The following is a 21,027-nucleotide window of genomic DNA, read 5'->3' on the forward strand; positions in this document are numbered from 1 at the left end:
TCGGAAATACACTTAGGACGTTATGATATACTATCATTTAGAACAAATGGACGAAAGGGGATATTCTTTTGCATAACGAACCACTTGCATATCGGATGCGCCCACTAACGCTAGATGAAATCATTGGTCAACAAGATTTTGTCGGTCCTGATACTGCGCTATACAAAATGATTCAAAATGGACATGTTCCTTCCATGTTATTATACGGCGAGCCAGGCATAGGTAAAACATCTATTGCCAATGCCATTGCAGGTAGCTCTAAACTTCCTTTTTTTGCACTGAATGCGACACGAGCTGGCAAAAAGGACGTGGAAGACATCGTCCAAGAAGCAAGAATTTCGGGGAAAGTCATTCTGTTTTTAGATGAAATACATCGCTTTAATAAATTGCAGCAAGATACCCTACTGCCACATGTGGAAAACGGCTCGATTGTGTTAATAGGGGCTACAACTGAAAACCCTTATCATGATGTGAACCCCGCGATTCGCTCGCGTTGTGGCGAAATACATCAGCTAAAAAAATTAACAACGGCCAATTTAATAGAACTTATTCAAAAGGCACTGACAGATGACAAACGCGGACTAGGAAAATACCATTTTGCCCTGACAGATTCTCAAATAGAGCATATTGCAACTGCAGCCAATGGTGATGCCCGTAAAGCGTTAACATTGCTGGAATCGATCTATTATGCAAGTGATGAAGTAAATGGACAAACAATTGCTTCTGATCATATTATCGAACATCTTGTTGGACGTATTGGTGTTTATGGCGATAAAAATGGTTCACACTTTTATAATTTGCTATCTGCATTACAAAAATCAGTGCGTGGAAGTGATGCGAATGCGGCACTGTATTATTTAGCTCACTTACTGGAAACAGGTGATTTAGTTGCAGTGAGTCGGCGTTTGCTTGTTATGGCTTATGAGGATATCGGTCTTGCTAACCCACAAGTCGGCGCACATATGCTTGCCGCTGTTCAAGCAGCCGAACGCCTCGGATTACCTGAAGCACGCATTCCTTTAGCAAGCGCAGTGATAGAAATGTGCCTTTCTTCAAAATCCAATTCAGCTATAGTGGCGATTGATGCTGCAATCGCAAGTATTCATGCCGGGAAAACAGGTGATATTCCCCACCATTTACGCGATGCACATTATGAAGGAGCCAAAGATTTAGGCCATGTCGGTTATCAATATCCGCATAACAGCCCTATCGGTACGTTTGGCGGCTGGGTAGACCAACAATATTTACCGGACGAGCTCATTGGCTCAGAGTTTTATAAACCCGTTATTGCAGGAGAAGAAAAAAGAATGGCAAGCATTTACGACAAACTAAAAACTTTTCGCAGCAGTAAAAAGTGATGCTTCTGGGCCACGCACATGAAGAAATTAATCAGGTGCCAGGCACTTTTCTTACTCCCTCCTTGCATGTAAATTACCTAAGTAAAAATCCACGTAGACTCCTGCGGGATTGCACGGAATGTAAGCCGCAACTTTCGCCGCATTTGCGACGGTTGCGGCTTACATCGTGCCCGCGGAAAGCGCAGTGGATTTTTACAATTTAAAAAGCGGTTAGGATGTTTAGGGATTGCTCAGGTGCCAGGCACTTTTTCCCCCCCTCCTTGCAAGTAACCTAAGTAAAAATCCACGTAGACTCCTGCGGGATCGCACGTTATGTAAGACGCAACTATCGGCGCGTTTGCGACGGTTGCGGCTTACATCGTGCCCGCGGAAAGCGCAGTGGATTTTTACAATTTAAAAAGCTGTTAGGATGATTGGGGATTGCTCAGGTGCCAGGCACTTTTTTCCCCCCCTCCTTGCAAGCAAGTAACCTAAGTAAAAATCCACGTAGACTCCTGCGGGATTGCACGTAACGTAAGACACAACAGGCGACGCGATAGCGACGGTTGTGGCTTACGTCGTGCCCGCGGAAAGCGCAGTGGATTTTTACAATTTAAAAAGCTGTTAGGATGATTGGGGATTGCTCAGGTGCCAGGCACTTCTTTCCCCCCTCCTTGCAAGCAACCTAAGTAAAAATCCACGTAGACTCCTGCGGGAACGCACGTAACGTAAGACACAACAGGCGACGCGATAGCGACGGTTGTGGCTTACGTCGTGCCCGCGGAAAGCGTAGTGGATTTTTACGATTTAGAAAACCATTATTATGCTAAAGACTCCGAAATAGGAGCACCTAACACAGCGATCTATAAAAATGAGTCGGCTCCATTGAAATGACATAAAAAAAACCATTATCGCTATGTTATACGACAATGGTTTAAAATCACTTCTTATGAATGAATCATTTCTTTTTCTACAAACAATTTAAATTGTTGTAGACATTGCTTGACGTCACCTTTTTGTGCAAGCACATTATTTCTTAAAGCCGTTACCTTTTCCTCATCTTCAATAACTTCACCATACAGTGCAATAATCGCAGTTAATAACTCCTCGTTTTCTTCCTGCTCAATGCTCGGTAAAGAATAAGCAGCGTTCAATAATAAACGCTCAACTTTTTCAGGTGTTTGTTGTAATTCATTTGAAGAATAATAAATCGATGCCGCTAAAAAATAACACAGCTTTGCACTGCAATCTATAAACAAATGCCAATACGTATTAGCTTTTGGCAGTTCACCTGCTCTAGCCTCTAAATATTCCTTATAAAAAGTAAAAACTTGTGTATATAAAGGCGTTAAAGCTCTCATCGCTTTTTTGTAATTATTGGACGTATCCAAATAGTCAAATACAATACTATTCATTTTCTCTTGAAGCTTAACAATATCTAAATGATCACGAATTACTTGTATTTCCATTTTATCACTCTCCCATGTTCTCATTTGTTTTAGTAAACGCCATTTCTACTTCCCCTAAGCAGATTTGAAGATTCCAAACAAACCGACCTTTTGTATATATATATTGGAATTATTCAAATTATAGCAATAAACTAAAAGAAGAAGTGAGCACATGAAAAAAATAAGGCATTTTCGTGAATTATTAGCATTTTGTGTACGTAAGAATAATTTTTTTGGTAAAATTATACTCTTTCTATATAAGTATCAAATAAAAATTGTTCTTTATCGCGATCGATTATTTCAACGATACTACCGTCTGCATATTTTTTAATGCGTTGTTTTGGACTATAAAAATACACATTATTTGTAATTAACCATTGGCTTAACGTCAGCTCTGTGGCCGCTTGTTGTCCTGTTAAAATCTTTTTATGACGCAGTATATCCGCCATTTTATAAAAACCATCGGATAGTTCATAAGCAGATACATCGAAATTAAAAACAGGTGTCACAACCTGTCCAATATCAAAAATATGTATCGTCTTTCTCGCCTCATCAATCGCTAACTCCACTGTGCTAATTTCATCGAATAGATTCAATCCTCTATATTCCATTTGATAAATTTGCTCCATAATTAATGAATGCCCCCCTTTTATAACAGCCCTATTGTAACATAGAAAAAGTGAACGACTGTCGCACATTTAACATAAGGGAGCATTTTTAGTCATTATTCCTGCTGATTTTCTTGTCTAAAAGAAAAGAATCTGCCGAATTTCTCTGAAAAAGTAAGCCATACACATCTCGACCATCACGATACGTTGGCACAAGCTTGCAACTCCTCCAAGGAAAAACTTTGCAGATTCTTCTTTTAATTGTTATTTAAACAACAACAAACACGATGCGTTAGAGTATTAGCCTTGCACGCGCGTTATTTTCACATCTTCCACAATTTTATTAACGACCCAACTTGCAGCGATTAACCCTGCAACCGAAGGGACAAAAGCGTTAGATGAAGGTGGCATTTTCGCTTTACGGATAGCTGCATCTGGTTTACCAACATGCTCTACCACATCTGGACGTACAACAATAGGGCTTTCATCAGAGAATACAACGGTTACGCCTTTATGAATACCATCTTTGCGTAATTTAGTACGAATTACTTTTGCTAATGGATCGGTATGCGTTTTTGATATATCCGCAATGGTAAAGCGTGTTGGATCCATTTTATTGGCCGCACCCATACTTGAGATAATCGGAATATTACGCTTTAAGCATTCTTTCATAATGTGAATTTTATAAATGACCGTATCACTAGCGTCAATCACATAGTCGATGCCTTGTGCAAAAAATTCTTCATATGTTTCTTCCGTGTAAAACATATGCATATCAATCACTTCACATTCAGGATTAATATCGGCAATACGTTCTTTCATCACACCAGATTTTGATTTTCCTACTGTTGAAAGATACGCTACTAATTGACGGTTTACGTTTGTAATATCTACATTATCTTTATCGACTAAAATAATGCGACCAATCCCACTACGCGCACATGCTTCCGCTGCAAATGAGCCGACGCCCCCTACCCCTAGAATGGCTACTGTTGTATTTTTTAATTTTTCGAGTCCCTCTGTACCAATCGCGAGCTCGTTACGAGAAAATTGATGTAACATCCTTACACACTCCATCTATCGAATTTTTATTAGTAAACCTAGTTATATACTAAGATAAAATCAAACCTATATTACATTCTATCATGATATTGTTCAAGTGGAAATTGTGAAAAACACGTACACGGTCATTATCCCATTTTCGTATAGTTTGTTTGAAATGCTTCAATAAACGACATATCCAATTGAACATGTGCCATTTTGAATGCTCCTACAACTGCCCCACCAATTGGCTCTAATACAGGTAACATAAAGCGCAATGGTAGCTGATCGGCCAACGCGAATTGTTGTAACCAAGGCACAATCATCGAATTATTTGCAAAAACACCGCCCGCTAATACAACTGGCACCTCTCCCTGCTCCCAGTCCATACTGGCATAGCATGTTTTAATCGCCTTGTAGTATTTCCTACAAGCGTCTTGCACTATATGCTTCGCTACCATATCGCCTTGTTGTGCAACGTGAAAGACATATTTGCCAAGCGGTGCGATGACTGTTCTTGGATGGGATGTCCCATAAATCGGCTCGATTAATTGTGGAACCTGTTCAACAGCAAAATGTTGTAGTACTACTTCCGTTAAAGCTGTAGGCTGTGCTCGCTGATCGTCGCTTTGAAAAATCGCCTTTAATGCTTGAATACCTAAATCATAGCCGCTTCCCTCATCATCAAAAAGATACCCCCAACCACCTACTCGATACATGCCTTGACGATGAAACCCTAGCGTAATCGAACCAGTGCCAGCAATTTGAACGATGCCATCTTGTCCCAGTGTGCCAGCATATAGCGCTATTAAAGCATCATTTTCTATCACAATAGGCGTCGTAGAATCGACATATTGCCGAATAATCCTTTCGACTATGCCTTCAGCTTGGCTTTCCTTGACTCCAGCCATACCCGCAAAGCAACTATGTATTGCTGTAAAAAGTTGTGGCGTCTGTTGCCGTAAATTTTGCAACAGACCATGAATTGTTGCCTCGAAGTCTTGTGCGTCCATTGCCGTAGGATTACTACGTGAGGTCATCACTTTACTATAAATCGTACCATCTTCATCACAAATGACGGCACATGTTTTTGTACCTCCTCCATCTATCGCCAATACGTACATATTATATGCTCCTCTCTATACTAAAAAAGGATTAAGCACAATTGTTGTCGGCTTAATCCTTTTTCTATTGCAATTATTTTGTAAAGCCAAATGACGCCCACGGTTGAATTTGCGCTAGTAAGAAGCGTTCTTCTTCTACTACTTTCGCTACGACATTGGTAGAGCCCGCATTTGGCATTTCCTTTAACACAATTTGTAGCTCACCTTTATAGCGCACATCCAAATTGTTATCGATCGTAACATCCCCTGGCTGTAATACGTGTGTATCGTGGACAGGGAAATCACCATTTTTATATTTTACGCGTGATTGCGTGCTCCGAATGACGTAATCCGATACGTCCCCACGGTTGAAATGGGGCTCTTTAAATAATACGGTTTCTTCTAAAACCGTCGTTTCAGCACAAGGTACAACTTTCAGCTCCAACTTATGACGATTTAATTGTCCTAATGCTTTTAGCTCTTCTTCTGAAGCATACATATTGCCAATAATACAATCATCGATTAAGCCCGTATGCCATAAATCTTTTGCTTGCACAGTAATCGGTAAATCACGATGCTCCTCAAGTGTTGGTAGACCATGCTCCGTTTTTTCCCAAGGACCGTATAGTGCATGCTGTGAAGAAATCATCGCTGCTGTGCGGATATGATTGGCTTTAAAATTTTTCGATGTTGCGATAAAATGTTGGCGTGACAAACCTGTAAATCGTCTCGGATAAAAATTATGACAGCCGATAATATGATCACGGTTCGCTTGGTAGGAAACAATATTATCTAAATATTTCGTGCCATTACTAATATTGAGCTCAATTTTTAATTGACTATCATCGTATGACATTAACGCTTCCTCTTGACCTGAGAAACCCATATCTAAGCGCAATGCCGCCAAATGGTAGTGCTCTTTAAAATAGGCAATGTTTTTATACGTTAAGCCTAACTCTTCAAAAACAGCCGGTGCTATATCAGCAGAAATATCAAAGCCAAGCTGTTGGGCAAAAGAATTGATTTGCTGTAATTTGCGTTTCTCCTTGTCATCGTTTAAAGATAAGAGACATGTAAAAATGCGGTCAAAACCATTGTCATGTGCTAGCTGCACATACTGCTGCATTTCTTCTAGCGTGCTATGCTGTGGATAGAGTGAAATTCCTAACCTTTTCAATCGACAATACCTCCAATGCTAAGCGATTACACTTCTACTTTTGGATTCTCCGTTATGCTTTCAGCCTGTAGTGCTTGTGTTTGCTCTAACTTTTTTTGCTCTTGTTTCGCAATACGATTTGCCATCGCTAGGAATGGAAGATAGATACAAACTGATATCGCAATTAACACAAGACTTAAAACAGCTCCAGTCCAAGATTGTGTTACTAAGAATCCGTTAATAACCGGCGGTGTAGTCCATGGAGCTGAAACAGTTGCCGCTGGAACCCAACCCCATTTTGTAACAAAGAAAGCAATTGTAACGTTAACCATTGGCGTTAAAATAAATGGTATAAATAAAATTGGATTTAACACGATTGGTAGACCAAATAGTAAAGGCTCGTTAATATTAAATAGCCCTGGTGCCGCGGATAATTTTCCGACGGTATTATATTGCTTATTTTTCCTTGCAATAATGAAGATCGCGATAATAAGTGCAATTGTCGTACCAGATCCACCCATATTGACGAATGCATCAAAGAATGGCTTATTCACGATATAAGGTGCAACTTTACCAGCAGAAATGGCTGCAACGTTTGCATCAATCGCAGGTAAATTAATCGTTTGCATAAATGGCTCAATAATGTTCGCACCATGAACACCTAGCGTCCATAAGAATGCTGGAATAAAGGCTAAAATTATAGCAGCAACCCACGTATTTGTTAAGCCCATAAACGGCTCCTGAATCGTTGAATAGAATGAACCAACAATATCCGGAATATCAAAGCCTGCAGAAATAATTGTACGAACTAATGCGAAAACACCGATTGTAATTATAGCTGGCAGCAATGCTGCAAATGATTTCGAAACAGCAGGTGGAACGCCATCAGGCATTTTAATAAGTAGCTTACTATTACCTGATAATCTACAAAATACTTCAGTGGACAACAAGGACACGATAATGGCGATAAATATTCCGCCCGTTCCCGTTGTTAAACCTGTTAAACCACCTTCTCCAAATGTACCAAATGTCATATAGCTGGAAAGACTAATAACCCCAGCCGAAAGACCGTCTTTGTTATAACTTTTTGCTAAGTTATAAGCAATTGCGAACGCGAGTAACAGTGACAGAATACCAAATGTTGCTCCCCAAATATTACCGCCCCATTGCGTCCATGTTTCATGCTTCCAAATGGAGTCCAGTGCATTTTGATAAAAGTCAATTGGTAAATTATTAATTAATACAGCTAACGAGCCTACAATTGTCAATGGCATAATTGTAATAAAACCATCACGAATGGCAACTAAATGACGTTGACTCCCAACTCTTGCAGCTACCGGCACAAATTTTTCTTCTAAAAATCGGAACATTCCACACACTCCCTTTGCTTGTTATTGTGACATCAAAAACTGATGTTACTCCCCTTTAATTTGTTCATACAGTTCAATCATTTCTTGCGCTAAATCCCGAAACGTTATCGCATTCATTAAGTGATCTTGGGCATGAATTAACAACATGGAAACGTCAACTTTTTCTCCCCTTGCCTCTTGCGTTAACAATGCGGTTTGCGAATGATGAGCCTCAACTAATGCTTCATTTGCTAGCTTTATTTTTTCCTTTGCTTCCGCAATTTGCCCCTTTTTCGCTAACTGAAGGGCTTCCATACATTCACTTTTCGTATTGCCACTATGGACGATTAATCCCATAATGGACTGCATCATCGCTTCTTCTTCCATCGGCTTACCTCCTCACCCAATCAGCTTCAATGCTTGTTTTAGCACATTTTCACCGTTCATCATGCCGTAATCCGCCATATTGATGACATCAATCGGAAAATTCAATTCTTTAAATTTTGTTTCAAATGAAGATTTCAAGTAACGAACTTGCGGCCCAAGCAACAATACATCCGCTTTCTTATTTGCTAAAACGGTATCTACCTCACTTTCAGCTATGGCAAAAATATCAGCCTCAATATTTTGTTCCTGCGCAGCCTTCTGCATTTTGGAAACTAGCAAACTTGTACTCATCCCTGCAACACACACCAACATAATATTTTTCATCGTCAGCACTCCTTTGTTGTCTTTTTTTGATTTAGTACCCTTTCATGATTTGACGACTAACTTGAAATCGCTTTCTTATATTGAGAATAGCACCAATTGGTATATACCACAATATAGTTTTTACACCATTTTCTACCGATTCGTAACTAAAAAAATAAGTGGGCTATGGCTTCGATACTTGCGATTAAATGGCTTTCCTCAACTGGTATAGTCCAGAAAAAACTTCAAAAAATTTTTTATTTTTGCTCTTAAAAATATTCATAAAACGTAGGCTGCTTTGACGGAATTGCTTTGTTCCACAGACTGACTACCTCATCCGCAAGCGCTTGATTGCCAAAAGTCATTGCATCCTTCACTGTAAGATAACCAACCATCATGGCGGAAAATAAGTTGATTGGTAATGTTAGCATATGCTTTGCAGAAACGGAATTTGCCTCCATTATCGACACATGACCATCTTTATTTATCATGAAAACATGCTCGTTCCATGGACAAAAGTGATCCTCAAGACGTACGTACAAAGTTTGCTGTAATTCCGCCCAAGGATAGCGCTGCATAAATGCGAGAGCATCCACAATTCTGACCATAACGTCTTGTACTACCTTTTTCGGAAATTGCGGATTTGGAAAATCAAACCCAAAATGACGGTCATTAGCCGTAATGCCTTCAATCGTATGAACACTTGCTGCATGGGATGTTACAAAACGCCACAATGCTTGTTCAGCCGTTGGATTATCCGTCATAAAATCATGGATGGTAAAGATGCCATTTTGAATGGTGTAGCGGATATAGCCTGCTATGTCATTTGCTAGAAAGCACGCGGCAAAGTGACTGTCAGGTGACCTTCTTTCAATACGCTTCCACCATGCCGCATCCCGTAACATACTGCCATTTGTTACACTTGCATGCTCATTATGAAACTTTTGTATGGCTGCAAAAAGTGTCGTATCCGGCCATTCAAAGCTCATCCGCTCCACCACATCTAGTTGTTTGCCGAAATCAGGAAACTGTGCGTGTGGAATGGCATACTGCAATTTATCAACAAATAACTCCCAGCCAAAGTAACGGTAAAAAGAAACAGAAAAAGGCGCTAATACAGAAATCGTTTGCCCATGTTGGCGCATTTCCTTGAGGGATGCCGTCATTAGTTTTTTAATAATTCCTCGCTGGCGGTACTCAGGATAGGTTGCCACAAAGCCAATACCACCCATGTCGTAATTTTCACCATGTACCGTCATATTTAGCGGGAGTATAAGTAGTTTCCCGACGACCTTATCGCCATCATAGGCGCCCAACGTTGTGCTATGTTCAATCCAATAATGAAAATCGTCGCGACGTGCTCCGCTATATTTATTGGGAAAGCAATAATCTCGTAAACGATGAATTTGTTGGTAATCCTTTGCCGGAACGTATTGTATGTCCATGACACCCTCCCTGTTTTTACAATATTCAAAAATCAAAACCTACATGCTTAGGTTTTTTTTGATATATGCTTCAACTTCAGCGGCTGTAGACAGCATGAATATATGCTCAAGATGTTGCTCTAATTGTTTATATGAAAGCTTAGCAATCTGTGCTCTCGTTTTCAAAATAGCAGAAGCATTCATAGAAAATTCATCTAAGCCCATTGCGAGTAATATAGGAATTGCTATACTATCTGCCGCCATTTCACCGCACATCCCAACCCATTTCCCCTGTTTATGGGCAGCATCAATAACATTTTTAATTAACCTTAATACAGCTGGGTGATATGGCTGATATAAATACGAAACATTCTCATTCATGCGATCTGTTGCCAACGTATATTGAATTAAATCATTAGTCCCAATGGAGAAAAAATCGACTTCTTGTGCAAATAAATCAGCAATCATCGCGGCCGCAGGTATCTCTACCATTATGCCGACCTCAATTGCTTCAGCTATTGCCACGCCTTGCGCTTGCAATTGTGCTTTTTCTTCTAATAATATTTGCTTCGCCGTACGCCATTCTTCTAACGTTGCAATCATCGGGAACATAATTTTCAAATTGCCATAAGCACTTGCTCTGAGCAATGCCCGTAGCTGTGTGCGAAACATGGCTTGCTGGTCTAGACAAATACGGATCGCGCGATAGCCTAAAAACGGATTCATCTCAGCTGGCAATTGTAAATAAGGAAGATGCTTGTCACCACCAATATCCAACGTCCTTACGACCGTCGGCTTACCGTGCATGGATTCCAATACTGTACGATAAGCTTGGAACTGTTCTTCTTCGTTAGGAAGTTCTTGTCGTTCCATATATAAAAATTCAGTTCGGAATAAGCCAATGCCATCTCCTGCAACATGCACAACCTTCTCTACATCTTCAGGCTTACCGATATTCCCAGCAATTTCTACACTGCGCCCATCTGCACTTATACTCGACAAAGTGCGATAATGAAGCAGTTCGCTTCGCTGTTGCTGAAGTATTTGATGCTGTTGCTCATAAAAGGCTGTCACTTCCGGTGTAGCATTTAGAATGATTTTGCCATTTGTCCCATCCATAATAATGGCTGAGCCATGTTGAATTGCCTGTGTGGCCGTTTTGGCGCCGACAATCGCTGGAATATCTAGCGAGCGTGCTAGAATCGCAGAATGTGAAGTTCTCCCACCAATATCCGTGATAAAGCCTTTCACATATTGAGGATCTAATTGTGCCGTCATCGATGGTGTTAAATCTTCGGCTACGATAATCACATCTGTCGACAACCGACTAATATCAAGCATCTCAACATGTAATAAATGAGCTAGTAAGCGCTTCGACACATCCCTTATATCTGCCGCCCGCTCTTGCATATACACATTGTCCATACCTTCAAACAATGCAATAAACATATTCGATACTTCATGTAGTGCATACTCTGCATTACAACCTGTTCTAATTTTTTCTTCAATGGCCGCTACCATTTCTGGGTCTTCTAACAATAATAAATGCGCCATAAAGATAGCTGCCTTATCCTCGCCGAATTTATCGCGAGCGCTTGTTAAAATAGCTTGTAATTCTAACTTCGATTGCGCTATCGCTTCTTTTAAACGCTCCAATTCTGCCTCGACATCCGTAATCGCCATTTGCTCGAACGATAAATCTGGTTCAACTAAACAATAAGCATTTGCAAAAGCAATGCCTTCAGAAACGGCAATACCCTGGATTTCTAACATTCTTCACCAATTCCTTTAGTTACAATTACATCTGTCACAGTTTGCATTAACTGCTCAGCATCTGCCCCTTGTGCTGAAATCGTAATCGTACTGCCAGTTCCGATTCCTTGCGCCATTACCCCCATAATGGACTTTAAATTGACAGACTTATCATTGTAGGTTAACTGAACTTCACTCGCAAATGGCGTCACAGCCGTTACTAATAACGCTGTTGGTCGAGCATGTAAACCTTCTGGTGTTGTAATTTTAAATGTTTTTTTCATCGATACCCCTCCAAAATTTACTCAAAATTAATGCGAGATTGATAGTTTGCAATCATCATCTCATTGTGATGCTTATTCGTTTCAACATTGTTACTTTCAAAAACCGGCAATACTTCCTGACAACTAGCCAATAGTTCGATCACTTGACTGAATAACGCTTGCAAAATAGCAGAACCAATTACCGTGGAAGCTGGTGCATATTGCATTTGTTGATAATGCAATAGGCCATCCCCTATAGGAATATGAGTGTTGATCACCATATCGACCACATCCTCCAAACGCTTTCCACTGCTATGACGAGTTTGTTGCTCACGATATTCTAACGATTGCATAGACATAACAAGGACACCCGACTGTTTTGCTAGCAATGCTGCATCTATCGGGGCATTGTTTCGCCCGGAGGTGGAAATAACGATGCATACATCATGCTCCTCAAAGTGAAACGCATCCTTGTGTCTAGCTATAATTGTTGAGTCTTTTTCATTTTTGGAAGATGTTAAAGCCCCTGCATGTAAAGTTAATGGTTCAACAGTAATGGGACGTACAGGCACAAGTCCTCCAGCACGGTAAAAGGCATCTTGTGCTAATAGATGTGAATGTCCACTCCCAAACAAATGGACGATTCCACCACGTTGAAGACGTGAAACAATCATTTGTGCTGCTTCTGCTAATAGCGTATTTTCCTGCTCTAGCACAAGATCTAATAGCCTTTGTAGTTCATGAAAATAAGCTCGCATCTTATCACCTTTTAATTTCACTAATAAATTTGTATCGATCAGCTCGATAAGTACTTCGCACAAGTTCGAAAGGCACACCATCTGCTAAATAACTTGTTCGTTTAATAATTAAAACCGGTGCAGCGCTATTGATTTGTAAATACTTACTATCTTCTTTCGCCACAATAGCTGCTTCCATTTGTTGAATAGCATTGCCAATTTTTTGATGGAATTTGGCTTCAATAAGCGCATACAACGAACCCATTATTTTCTTTTCATCTAATTCAGGATATACTTTCACCGGAATATACGTTCTTTCAATGGCCATCGGTTTAGAATTAGCACTGCGTATCCTTGTGACGAAGAACACTTCCTCACCCGGGTCTAACAGTAAATCGCTTGCAATATCTATCGGCGGTACAATTTTCTCAAAACGCAATACTTTACTACTCGGTTCCATTCCCCTTGCACGCATATCTTCTGTGAAACTCGTTAACCCCATTAATGGCTGTTCCAGTTTTGGATTCGCTACATACGTGCCTCTTCCCTTTTCACGATATAGCAATCCGCTGTTTACTAAATTGGTAATGGATTGACGGACGGTCATTCTACTAACATCAAATTGCACGGAAAGCTCTCGTTCGGACGGAATATTTTCACCAATTTTATATTCCTCCAAGTAAATACGTTGCTTTAATAATTCTTCTATTTGGATATAAATTGGTATATGAGAATTTTTATCTAACAAGTCTTGCACCTTCCTATCACATGTTTACTCTACATTTCTCAAATACAACTTTTCCTCGACAAATAGTTTTTTCTATATTTAAATGCTGATCTACTAAAATGACATCCGCATCATAGCCTTCTGCAATACGACCTTTTGTACTTAACTGCAGTTGTTGTGCCGCATTTGCTGAGGACATAGCTACAAGCTCTGGCAACGAACAGTTTGTGACCGCTTTCATATTTTTCACTGCTTGCTCCATCGTCAAGACACTACCAGCCAAAGCGCCATTTGGTAAATGTGCACCGCTTGCTGTTACATGTACGGTTTGGCCACCTAAATCATAGTCGCCATATTGTAATCCTTTCGCACGCATCGCATCGGTAATTAAAATAATCCCTTCTGCACCTTTTACTCGGTAAGCAAGTTTCACAGCACTTGGATGGCAATGCACAAAATCCGCAATCATTTCCACTTTCACAGCATCTTCAACGAGTACAGCACCTACAACCCCTGGATCTCGATGATGGAATGGTCGCATTTGATTATATAAATGCGTTGCTTGTGTCACACCTGCTGTTACTGCTTGCTCTACTTCTTCAAGCGTTGCATCTGAATGGCCAATCGATACAACAATTCCTTGCTTCTTGAGCTCTTCAACAAATGCCATACCGCCTTCAAGCTCAGGTGCAACGGTTATTTGTTTAATGCGGTTGTTACTTAATTGTTGCCAAGAAGCAAACTGTTCACTAGATGGCACAATCATATAGTCGATTGGCTGAGCTCCAGCACGCTTAGGAGACACATACGGCCCTTCAACGTGGACTCCTAACAACTGGGCCTCACCGTCCCCATTTTCAAAATGTGCGATTGTCTGCAATGCATTTTCAATCGCTTCAGACGCTTGTGTCATTGTTGTAGCTAGAAAGCCTGTAACCCCTTCTTGTACTAATGAAGCAGCCATTTGATGAAGTGCTTGTTGGCTAGCATCCATGGCGTCATTGCCTGCTGAGCCATGAATATGCATATCAATATAGCCCGGAAATAACAGCCAGTCTTTCCCCTTGCCTTCAATATATTGCTCTGCCTTATCGAATAATTCTTCGCCAACTTTTATTATCTTGCCATTTTCAATGAGTACATCGCCTGTAAAGGGCCTGTCATCATAGTTAACGATTGTCACATTGGAAATTAATAATGTGTTGCTCAGGTTGAACACCTCCGCGGTACAATTTTTAGGAAGTTTACTGTTTTAAGTAATGACAAGCTAATTTGGTATAGTTGTCTATACCAATTATAGTATGCCAAAGCGAAAATAAAAAGCGAATTTTACAATTTTTCTTATTTTTCTTTTATTTAACACTTTTTTGCGAGTTTCACTGGGCTTGGCATCACCAAAAAAACTAGAATAAAAGACAAAAAGAGCTAGATTGATTGGGATCAATCTAACTCTTTTATCCTATATCGTTGATGTCCGTTTCGGCGGTGCTTTCCGCGGGCACACACGTAAGCCGCAACCCTCGCTATCGCGCGGTTTGTTGCGTCTTACGTTATGTGCTTTCCCGCAGGAGTCACCGCCTCCACTACCATCAACTAGTTTGCGCTACTAATTTTTGTTTTCAGCAAAAAAATGGATGGGTAAAGTTCGATTGACTACTATCAATCTAACTCTTTTATTCTATGACGTTGCTATCCGTTTCGACGGCGCTTGCCGCCCAGCACACTGCAAGCCGCAACCCTCGCTAACGCTCCGTGCCCACGTTACTATCAACAAATGTTGTCTGTTTGCAATGCTAGTACTCTATGTATGGACGAATCCCGATTGTGCCGTAATGCCAATGAAACATTCGTTTTGAACCCGCAATTTGCAGGTGGGTGCCCGCTTCATAGCTTTAAACGTCCCTCTCCAATGGGGCTTGTTTGCCACTACAAAATTAGATGGCTCCCGACGATATAGTGTTCGGTCAAAACTGTTAAAAAAGAGTTAGCAGTTAGACAAACACATCAGGATTCGTATTACAGATATCATAACACCATATTTCTGATAATTCAAACGATTTCTAGCGAAAATTCAACAGCTTTGAAAAAACACAAAAAATACCTAGATTTCCAACATTTTTTGCTAGACAATCTAGGTATTCCGTATTGTTTTTTATCGTTTAAATGTTTTGATCGCTAGGCTTAATTCGCTTAATTGATCAGGAGAAACTTCACTTGGAGCATCTGTTAATAAGCAACTTGCACTTGCCGTTTTCGGGAATGCAATTGTATCACGTAAATTCGTACGACCAGCAAGTAACATAACGAAACGGTCAAGACCGAATGCAAGACCTGCATGTGGAGGTACACCATATTCAAACGCTTCTAATAAGAAGCCGAATTGCGCTTGTGCTTCCTCTTCTGAGAATCCAAGAAGTTTAAACATTTTTTCTTGTAAGTCACGTTCATAAATACGTAATGAACCACCGCCAAGCTCATAACCGTTTAATACGATATCGTAGGCTTGTGCACGTACTGCTGCAGGGTTTGTATCCATTAACTCGATATCTTCATCAAATGGACGTGTGAATGGATGGTGGGCTGCATAATAGCGACCATCTTCTTCAGAATACTCGAATAACGGCCAGTCCGTAATCCATAAGAATGCAAATTGTGATTCATCGATTAAGCCTAAATCTTGACCTAATTTTGTACGAAGAGCACCTAGAGATGCTGCAACGACATCTGCTTTGTCGGCAACGAATACTAAAATATCGCCGATTTCAGCACCCATACGCTCGATTAATGCAGCGGCTAACGCTTCATCGAAGAATTTTGCGATTGGACCATTTAGTCCTTCTTCTGTTACTTTCAACCATGCAAGACCTTTAGCTCCGTAAATACCAACGAATTTTGTTAGCTCGTCCATATCTTTACGAGAGTATTTATCAGCTGCCCCTTTAATGTTGATACTTTTCACTTGCTTGCCTTGTGCTACTGTATCAGCAAAAACTTTGAAATCACAGCCATCAAACACATCGTTTAACGCTACTAATTCTAAACCGAAGCGAACATCTGGTTTATCTGAACCATAACGATCCATTGCTTCTTGGTATTTCATGCGTTGGAACGGTGCAGGAATGTCGATGCCTTTTACATCTTTCATTACCGCTTGAATTAAGCGTTCGTTCATTTCTAATACTTCTTCTTGCGTTAAGAAGCTTGTTTCGATATCCACTTGTGTGAATTCAGGTTGACGGTCAGCACGTAAGTCTTCATCACGGAAACAACGCGCAATTTGGAAATACTTTTCAAATCCTGCTACCATTAATAATTGTTTAAATAATTGTGGAGATTGTGGTAATGCATAAAATTCCCCTTCGTGAACACGTGATGGCACTAAATAGTCACGCGCACCTTCTGGCGTTGATTTTGTTAAAATAGGCGTTTCTACTTCGAGGAAGCCTTCATTTTGTAAGAAGTTACGGATTGTACGTGTAACATCTGAACGCATTTTAAATGTATCGAACATCGCTGGACGGCGTAAATCTAAGTAACGATATTTTAAACGCAAATCTTCTGATACGTCTGTACGATCTTCGATTTGGAAAGGCGTTGTTTTCGCTGTATTAATAACGATTAAGCTTGTCGCTTCTACTTCAATTTTACCATTTGGCACATTTGGATTGATTTGATCTTCAGAACGCAGAAGTACTTTTCCTTCTACTTCGATTACGTATTCACTACGTACTTTATCTGCTAAAGCGTGCGCTTCTGCTACATCTGGACTAAAGACAACTTGTGTGATCCCCGTACGGTCACGTAGGTCGATAAAGATTAATCCACCTAAATCGCGACGACGTTGCACCCAGCCTTTTAATACAACGTGTTCGCCCTGTAACGTTTCAGAAAGCTCGTTACTAGCATGTGTTCTTTTTGCCATTTTGTATTTCCTCCAACATCATTTATTTAATAAGTAGTTCACTAATTCTGAGAAGGCCACTTTTTGTTGCTCCCCAGAAGCCATATGTTTTACTGTCGCTGCTTGCTCTTCAATTTCTGTTTCGCCTAAGACGATTGTATATTTAGCACCTAAACGGTCTGCCGATTTCATTTGAGCTTTCATTTTACGGTCTAAATAATCCATATCCGTTGAAATGCCTTTTGCACGGAATGAGCTTGTAAGCTCTACCGCTTTAAGCTTCGCTTCATCGCCCATGGCAATCATGTAAACTTCTAGTGCTGATTCTGTATCAAGCTCCACTGCTTCCGCTTCAAGCGCTAATAACAAACGCTCGATACTTAATGCAAAACCAATACCCGGTACATTTGGACCACCAATTTCCTCTACAAGGCCATTATAACGACCACCGCCGCATAGCGTTGTAATGGCGCCAAAGCCATCCGCTGTTGACATAATTTCAAATGTAGTATGGTTGTAGTAGTCAAGACCACGCACTAAGTTCGGATCTACTTCATATGAAATACCAAGCGTATCTAAATACGTTTTCACTTGTGCAAAATATGCTGCTGAATCTTCTGTTAAAAAATCAGTTAACGCAGGAGCCGTGGCCATTAGTGGGTGCTCACGGTCAACTTTACAATCTAAAATGCGCAATGGATTTTTTTGCAAACGATTTTGACAATCTGAGCAGAATTCATGGATATGTGGCTCAAAATGATTAATTAACGCTGTACGATGTGCATCACGCGTTACTTTATCACCAAGTGAATTGATGACTAATTTCAAATCCTTTAAGCCTGTCGATTCATAAATATCCATTGCTAGTGCAATGACTTCTGCATCGATGGCAGGATCAGCTGAGCCAATTGCTTCAACGCCAAATTGTACAAATTGGCGATAACGGCCAGCTTGTTGACGTTCATAACGGAACATTGGTCCTAAATAAGAAAGCTTTACAGGTTGATCAGGTGCACCGAACATTTTATGCTCGACATATGCACGTACAACGCCAGCTGTATTTTCAGGGCGTAATGTTAATGAACGACCGCCTCGGTCTTCAAATGTATACATTTCTTTTTGCACAACATCCGTTGTTTCACCAACACCGCGCGCAAATAAATCGGTTTGTTCAAAAATAGGTGTGCGAATTTCGTTATATCGATAAACACGACATATATCACGAATAATTGCTTCTACCTTTTGCCATTTCTCAGATTGACCTGGTAATATATCCTGTGTCCCTCGTGGCACTTTAAAACTCATGTAATGACCTCCTTTTCCAATTGCTTATGAGCAAGCGTTCGTATGTAAAGAGCAGCGTGAACAACCTTTGTACCTGAGAAAAAAAGCCAACAAAAAAAGCCCTCGCCCCCTTGCATTATTGCAAGGGACGAGAGCTGTATATGCTTCCGCGGTTCCACCCTAGTTGACGCAAAACTGACATTGCGTCCTCCTCATAATCGGGTAACGGCCGATTCCGTTTTTTCCTACTAGGCATTGCTGTTCAGAAAAAAGCCTCTCAAGTGTTATTCGCCTTATACATTTTTGTAGGAAAGATTGCAGCCTAAGTCTTTCCCTCTCTTTTCCAATAGAGGTATACGCTACTTGCTTGGTCATAAGCGGTTAATCATTTTTTGATTACCCTTTATGTTAGTCACTACGTAAGGTAATGTCAACTGTTTTCTTATTTTTCACAAGTCCGTTGTTAAAAAAACGATTTCTGTTACCATTTTCCCTCGAATTTTATCATAAAAGCATGGTAAAATAGAACAAGAAAAGGAGGGGTCCGATGACGACAAAACTTATACATAAAATTATTACCTTTGTCCTAATTTTGGCATTGACGATCCCGAGTATCAGCCATATAGAACGAGCATTTGCTGATACTGGTGATCTAAAAGTAACTGGAACCATACTTCATTTACGCGAAGGACCTGGGCTCTCTTACCCGATTATTACAACATTAGAGGAAGGAGATGCGCTTACTTCAATTGGACATGAAGGCGACTGGATTCAAGTCAAAGCAGGTAATTACGAAGGATGGGTAGCTTCTTGGCTTACAGCTTCTATAAATGAGCAGCAAACGATTGATAAGACGGTTATCTCGCAAGTTGATCGTCTTAATATTCGAACTGAACCAGATCTTTCTTCACCAGTTCTTGGACAACTTTCAACAGGCAATCAAGCCGCTTTAATAACGGAAAATGGTGCATGGGCCAAAATCAATTGGAATGGACTAGTTGGTTGGGTATCGTCAGATTATGTGACAATCAATGAAACAACTGAAAAAACAACACCAGACGAAGTAGTCGAAGTATCGACAACACCAACTGAACCTAAAGGTACTACCTTCACGATTTTAGTTGATACGTTAAATGTCCGTAAAAAGGCAGATTTAACCTCTAAAAAAGTTGGCACTGTTTCGAATGGACAATCCTTTAAAGTACTAGCACAAGAGCACAATTGGGTGCAAATTCAGTACAGCGACAAAAAAACGGGTTGGGTATATAGTTTCTACGGGACATTCTCAAATACGGTGAAAACACCTGCGAAAACTTCATCTTCACCAGCATCAACATCAGCGCTTGAATCTGTCACGATTATTTATAATGGGACAAACTTACGCACAGATGCGTCTACAACAGCAGACGTTGTAGAACGTGTAGATGCCGGCCAAACGTATCCAATTGTAGGTGCTAAAGATGATTTTTACGAAATTCAGTTAGCTGATCAAACAGCATTCGTTGCAAACTGGGTAGTCTCCACGTCGCAAAATAGTACAGCGACGATGAATACGCCAAAGTCAGAACCTCGAAAAAAAGGAACTTTAAACGGCCTAACGATTGTCGTGGATGCTGGTCATGGCGGCAATGACCATGGTACAACTGGGCAGCGTGGTACTGATGAGAAAGATATTACATTAAAAACAGCCTCGCTTCTTGCCTCCAAATTAAGTGCGGCAGGTGCGAATGTTGTGATGACACGTGAATCAGATGAATACGTTGCATTGCGCAAACGGGTGTCGATCGCACACCAACATGAGGCAGATGCCTTTATTAGTATTCACTATGATGCTACTGACAATAGCTCTATTTCTGGTTTTACCTCCTATTACTTAAACAACAATCAAAAAGGGCTCGCGGAAGCAATACATAATGGGCTCGCTAGCAAAATTAATTTAAAGGATAGAGGTACGCAGGAAGGAAATTATTTAGTACTCCGCGAAAACCGACAAAAAGCAGTACTGCTCGAGTTAGGTTTCCTAAGTAATGCAAATGAAGAGCGAATCATTACAACGGCAAAATTCCGAGAACAAGCGACACTTGGCATTTATCAAGGGATTTTAGATTACTTTGATGCAAACGAATAAAAAAGAAGCTATGACAAAATAAAAAAGTGTTAGATTGACTGTAGTCAATCTAACACTTTTTGCTTTGTTGAAAGGGCCG

18 protein-coding genes, 1 other RNA gene and 1 other annotated feature are annotated in these 21,027 nt (G+C 40.4%); of the genes, 2 read left to right on the plus strand and 17 right to left on the minus strand.

Features of this window, described 5'->3' with window-relative positions; translation table 11 throughout:
• Nucleotides 1-68: 68 nt before the first annotated feature.
• Nucleotides 69-1,358 (plus strand): replication-associated recombination protein A, encoded by a 1,290-nt coding sequence (locus tag ACKVEV_RS09525; RefSeq protein WP_409370144.1) that lies wholly within the window; start codon nucleotides 69-71, stop codon nucleotides 1,356-1,358.
• Nucleotides 1,359-2,284: 926 nt separating this feature from the next.
• On the opposite strand, the gene ACKVEV_RS09530 is transcribed toward ACKVEV_RS09525, so the two are convergent.
• The 17 genes from ACKVEV_RS09530 to hisS form a co-directional block, all read right to left on the minus strand.
• Nucleotides 2,285-2,806, minus strand: a complete 522-nt coding sequence (locus tag ACKVEV_RS09530) for a hypothetical protein (protein WP_409370145.1) — start codon at nucleotides 2,804-2,806, stop codon at nucleotides 2,285-2,287.
• A 221-nt stretch (nucleotides 2,807-3,027) separates the two neighbouring features.
• A complete protein-coding gene (locus tag ACKVEV_RS09535; protein WP_409370146.1) occupies nucleotides 3,028-3,414 on the minus strand; it encodes a hypothetical protein in 387 nt (128 codons plus the stop codon).
• 279 nt (nucleotides 3,415-3,693) lie between these two features.
• Nucleotides 3,694-4,455, minus strand: a complete 762-nt coding sequence (locus tag ACKVEV_RS09540; RefSeq protein ID WP_409370147.1) for a ThiF family adenylyltransferase — start codon at nucleotides 4,453-4,455, stop codon at nucleotides 3,694-3,696.
• Between the two features lie 128 nt (nucleotides 4,456-4,583).
• Nucleotides 4,584-5,558 (minus strand): N-acetylglucosamine kinase, encoded by a 975-nt coding sequence (locus tag ACKVEV_RS09545; RefSeq protein WP_409370148.1) that lies wholly within the window; start codon nucleotides 5,556-5,558, stop codon nucleotides 4,584-4,586.
• 73 nt (nucleotides 5,559-5,631) lie between these two features.
• Complete coding sequence (locus tag ACKVEV_RS09550) at nucleotides 5,632-6,714, minus strand: DUF871 domain-containing protein (protein WP_409370149.1); 1,083 nt, start codon at nucleotides 6,712-6,714, stop codon at nucleotides 5,632-5,634.
• 26 nt (nucleotides 6,715-6,740) lie between these two features.
• Nucleotides 6,741-8,072, minus strand: a complete 1,332-nt coding sequence (locus tag ACKVEV_RS09555) for a PTS sugar transporter subunit IIC (protein ID WP_409370150.1) — start codon at nucleotides 8,070-8,072, stop codon at nucleotides 6,741-6,743.
• 36 nt (nucleotides 8,073-8,108) lie between these two features.
• Nucleotides 8,109-8,429, minus strand: a complete 321-nt coding sequence (locus ACKVEV_RS09560; RefSeq protein WP_409370151.1) for a PTS lactose/cellobiose transporter subunit IIA — start codon at nucleotides 8,427-8,429, stop codon at nucleotides 8,109-8,111.
• Between the two features lie 12 nt (nucleotides 8,430-8,441).
• Complete coding sequence (locus tag ACKVEV_RS09565; protein WP_409370152.1) at nucleotides 8,442-8,753, minus strand: PTS sugar transporter subunit IIB; 312 nt, start codon at nucleotides 8,751-8,753, stop codon at nucleotides 8,442-8,444.
• A gap of 248 nt (nucleotides 8,754-9,001) precedes the next feature.
• Nucleotides 9,002-10,177, minus strand: a complete 1,176-nt coding sequence (gene eis / locus ACKVEV_RS09570) for an enhanced intracellular survival protein Eis (protein ID WP_409370153.1) — start codon at nucleotides 10,175-10,177, stop codon at nucleotides 9,002-9,004.
• A gap of 39 nt (nucleotides 10,178-10,216) precedes the next feature.
• Nucleotides 10,217-11,929 (minus strand): phosphoenolpyruvate--protein phosphotransferase, encoded by a 1,713-nt coding sequence (gene ptsP, locus ACKVEV_RS09575; RefSeq protein ID WP_409370154.1) that lies wholly within the window; start codon nucleotides 11,927-11,929, stop codon nucleotides 10,217-10,219.
• On the minus strand, nucleotides 11,923-12,192 hold the full coding sequence (locus ACKVEV_RS09580; RefSeq protein ID WP_409370155.1) for an HPr family phosphocarrier protein: 270 nt from the start codon (nucleotides 12,190-12,192) through the stop codon (nucleotides 11,923-11,925). The genes ptsP and ACKVEV_RS09580 overlap by 7 nt, the downstream gene beginning before the upstream one ends.
• A gap of 17 nt (nucleotides 12,193-12,209) precedes the next feature.
• On the minus strand, nucleotides 12,210-12,929 hold the full coding sequence (locus ACKVEV_RS09585) for a sugar isomerase domain-containing protein (RefSeq protein WP_409370156.1): 720 nt from the start codon (nucleotides 12,927-12,929) through the stop codon (nucleotides 12,210-12,212).
• A gap of 4 nt (nucleotides 12,930-12,933) precedes the next feature.
• A complete protein-coding gene (locus ACKVEV_RS09590) occupies nucleotides 12,934-13,656 on the minus strand; it encodes a GntR family transcriptional regulator (RefSeq protein WP_409370157.1) in 723 nt (240 codons plus the stop codon).
• A 16-nt stretch (nucleotides 13,657-13,672) separates the two neighbouring features.
• Nucleotides 13,673-14,818 carry an N-acetylglucosamine-6-phosphate deacetylase gene (nagA, locus tag ACKVEV_RS09595; protein WP_409370158.1) on the minus strand — a complete coding sequence of 382 codons (1,146 nt, stop codon included), beginning with the start codon at nucleotides 14,816-14,818 and terminating at the stop codon, nucleotides 13,673-13,675.
• Nucleotides 14,819-15,446: 628 nt separating this feature from the next.
• A non-coding RNA gene (ssrS, locus tag ACKVEV_RS09600) (6S RNA) lies at nucleotides 15,447-15,649 on the minus strand.
• 138 nt (nucleotides 15,650-15,787) lie between these two features.
• Nucleotides 15,788-17,557, minus strand: a complete 1,770-nt coding sequence (gene aspS / locus ACKVEV_RS09605) for an aspartate--tRNA ligase (protein WP_409370159.1) — start codon at nucleotides 17,555-17,557, stop codon at nucleotides 15,788-15,790.
• Nucleotides 17,558-17,575: 18 nt separating this feature from the next.
• Nucleotides 17,576-18,841 (minus strand): histidine--tRNA ligase, encoded by a 1,266-nt coding sequence (hisS, locus tag ACKVEV_RS09610; RefSeq protein ID WP_409370160.1) that lies wholly within the window; start codon nucleotides 18,839-18,841, stop codon nucleotides 17,576-17,578.
• A 120-nt stretch (nucleotides 18,842-18,961) separates the two neighbouring features.
• Nucleotides 18,962-19,204 (minus strand) — a binding site (T-box leader).
• A 163-nt stretch (nucleotides 19,205-19,367) separates the two neighbouring features.
• Here hisS and ACKVEV_RS09615 point away from each other — a divergent pair.
• On the plus strand, nucleotides 19,368-20,948 hold the full coding sequence (locus tag ACKVEV_RS09615; RefSeq protein ID WP_409370161.1) for an N-acetylmuramoyl-L-alanine amidase: 1,581 nt from the start codon (nucleotides 19,368-19,370) through the stop codon (nucleotides 20,946-20,948).
• Nucleotides 20,949-21,027: the final 79 nt, after the last annotated feature.

Origin of the sequence: Lysinibacillus sp. 38-6 (assembly GCF_046245175.1) — a bacterium.
In the GTDB taxonomy this organism is placed as follows: Bacteria; Bacillota; Bacilli; order Bacillales_A; family Planococcaceae; genus Lysinibacillus.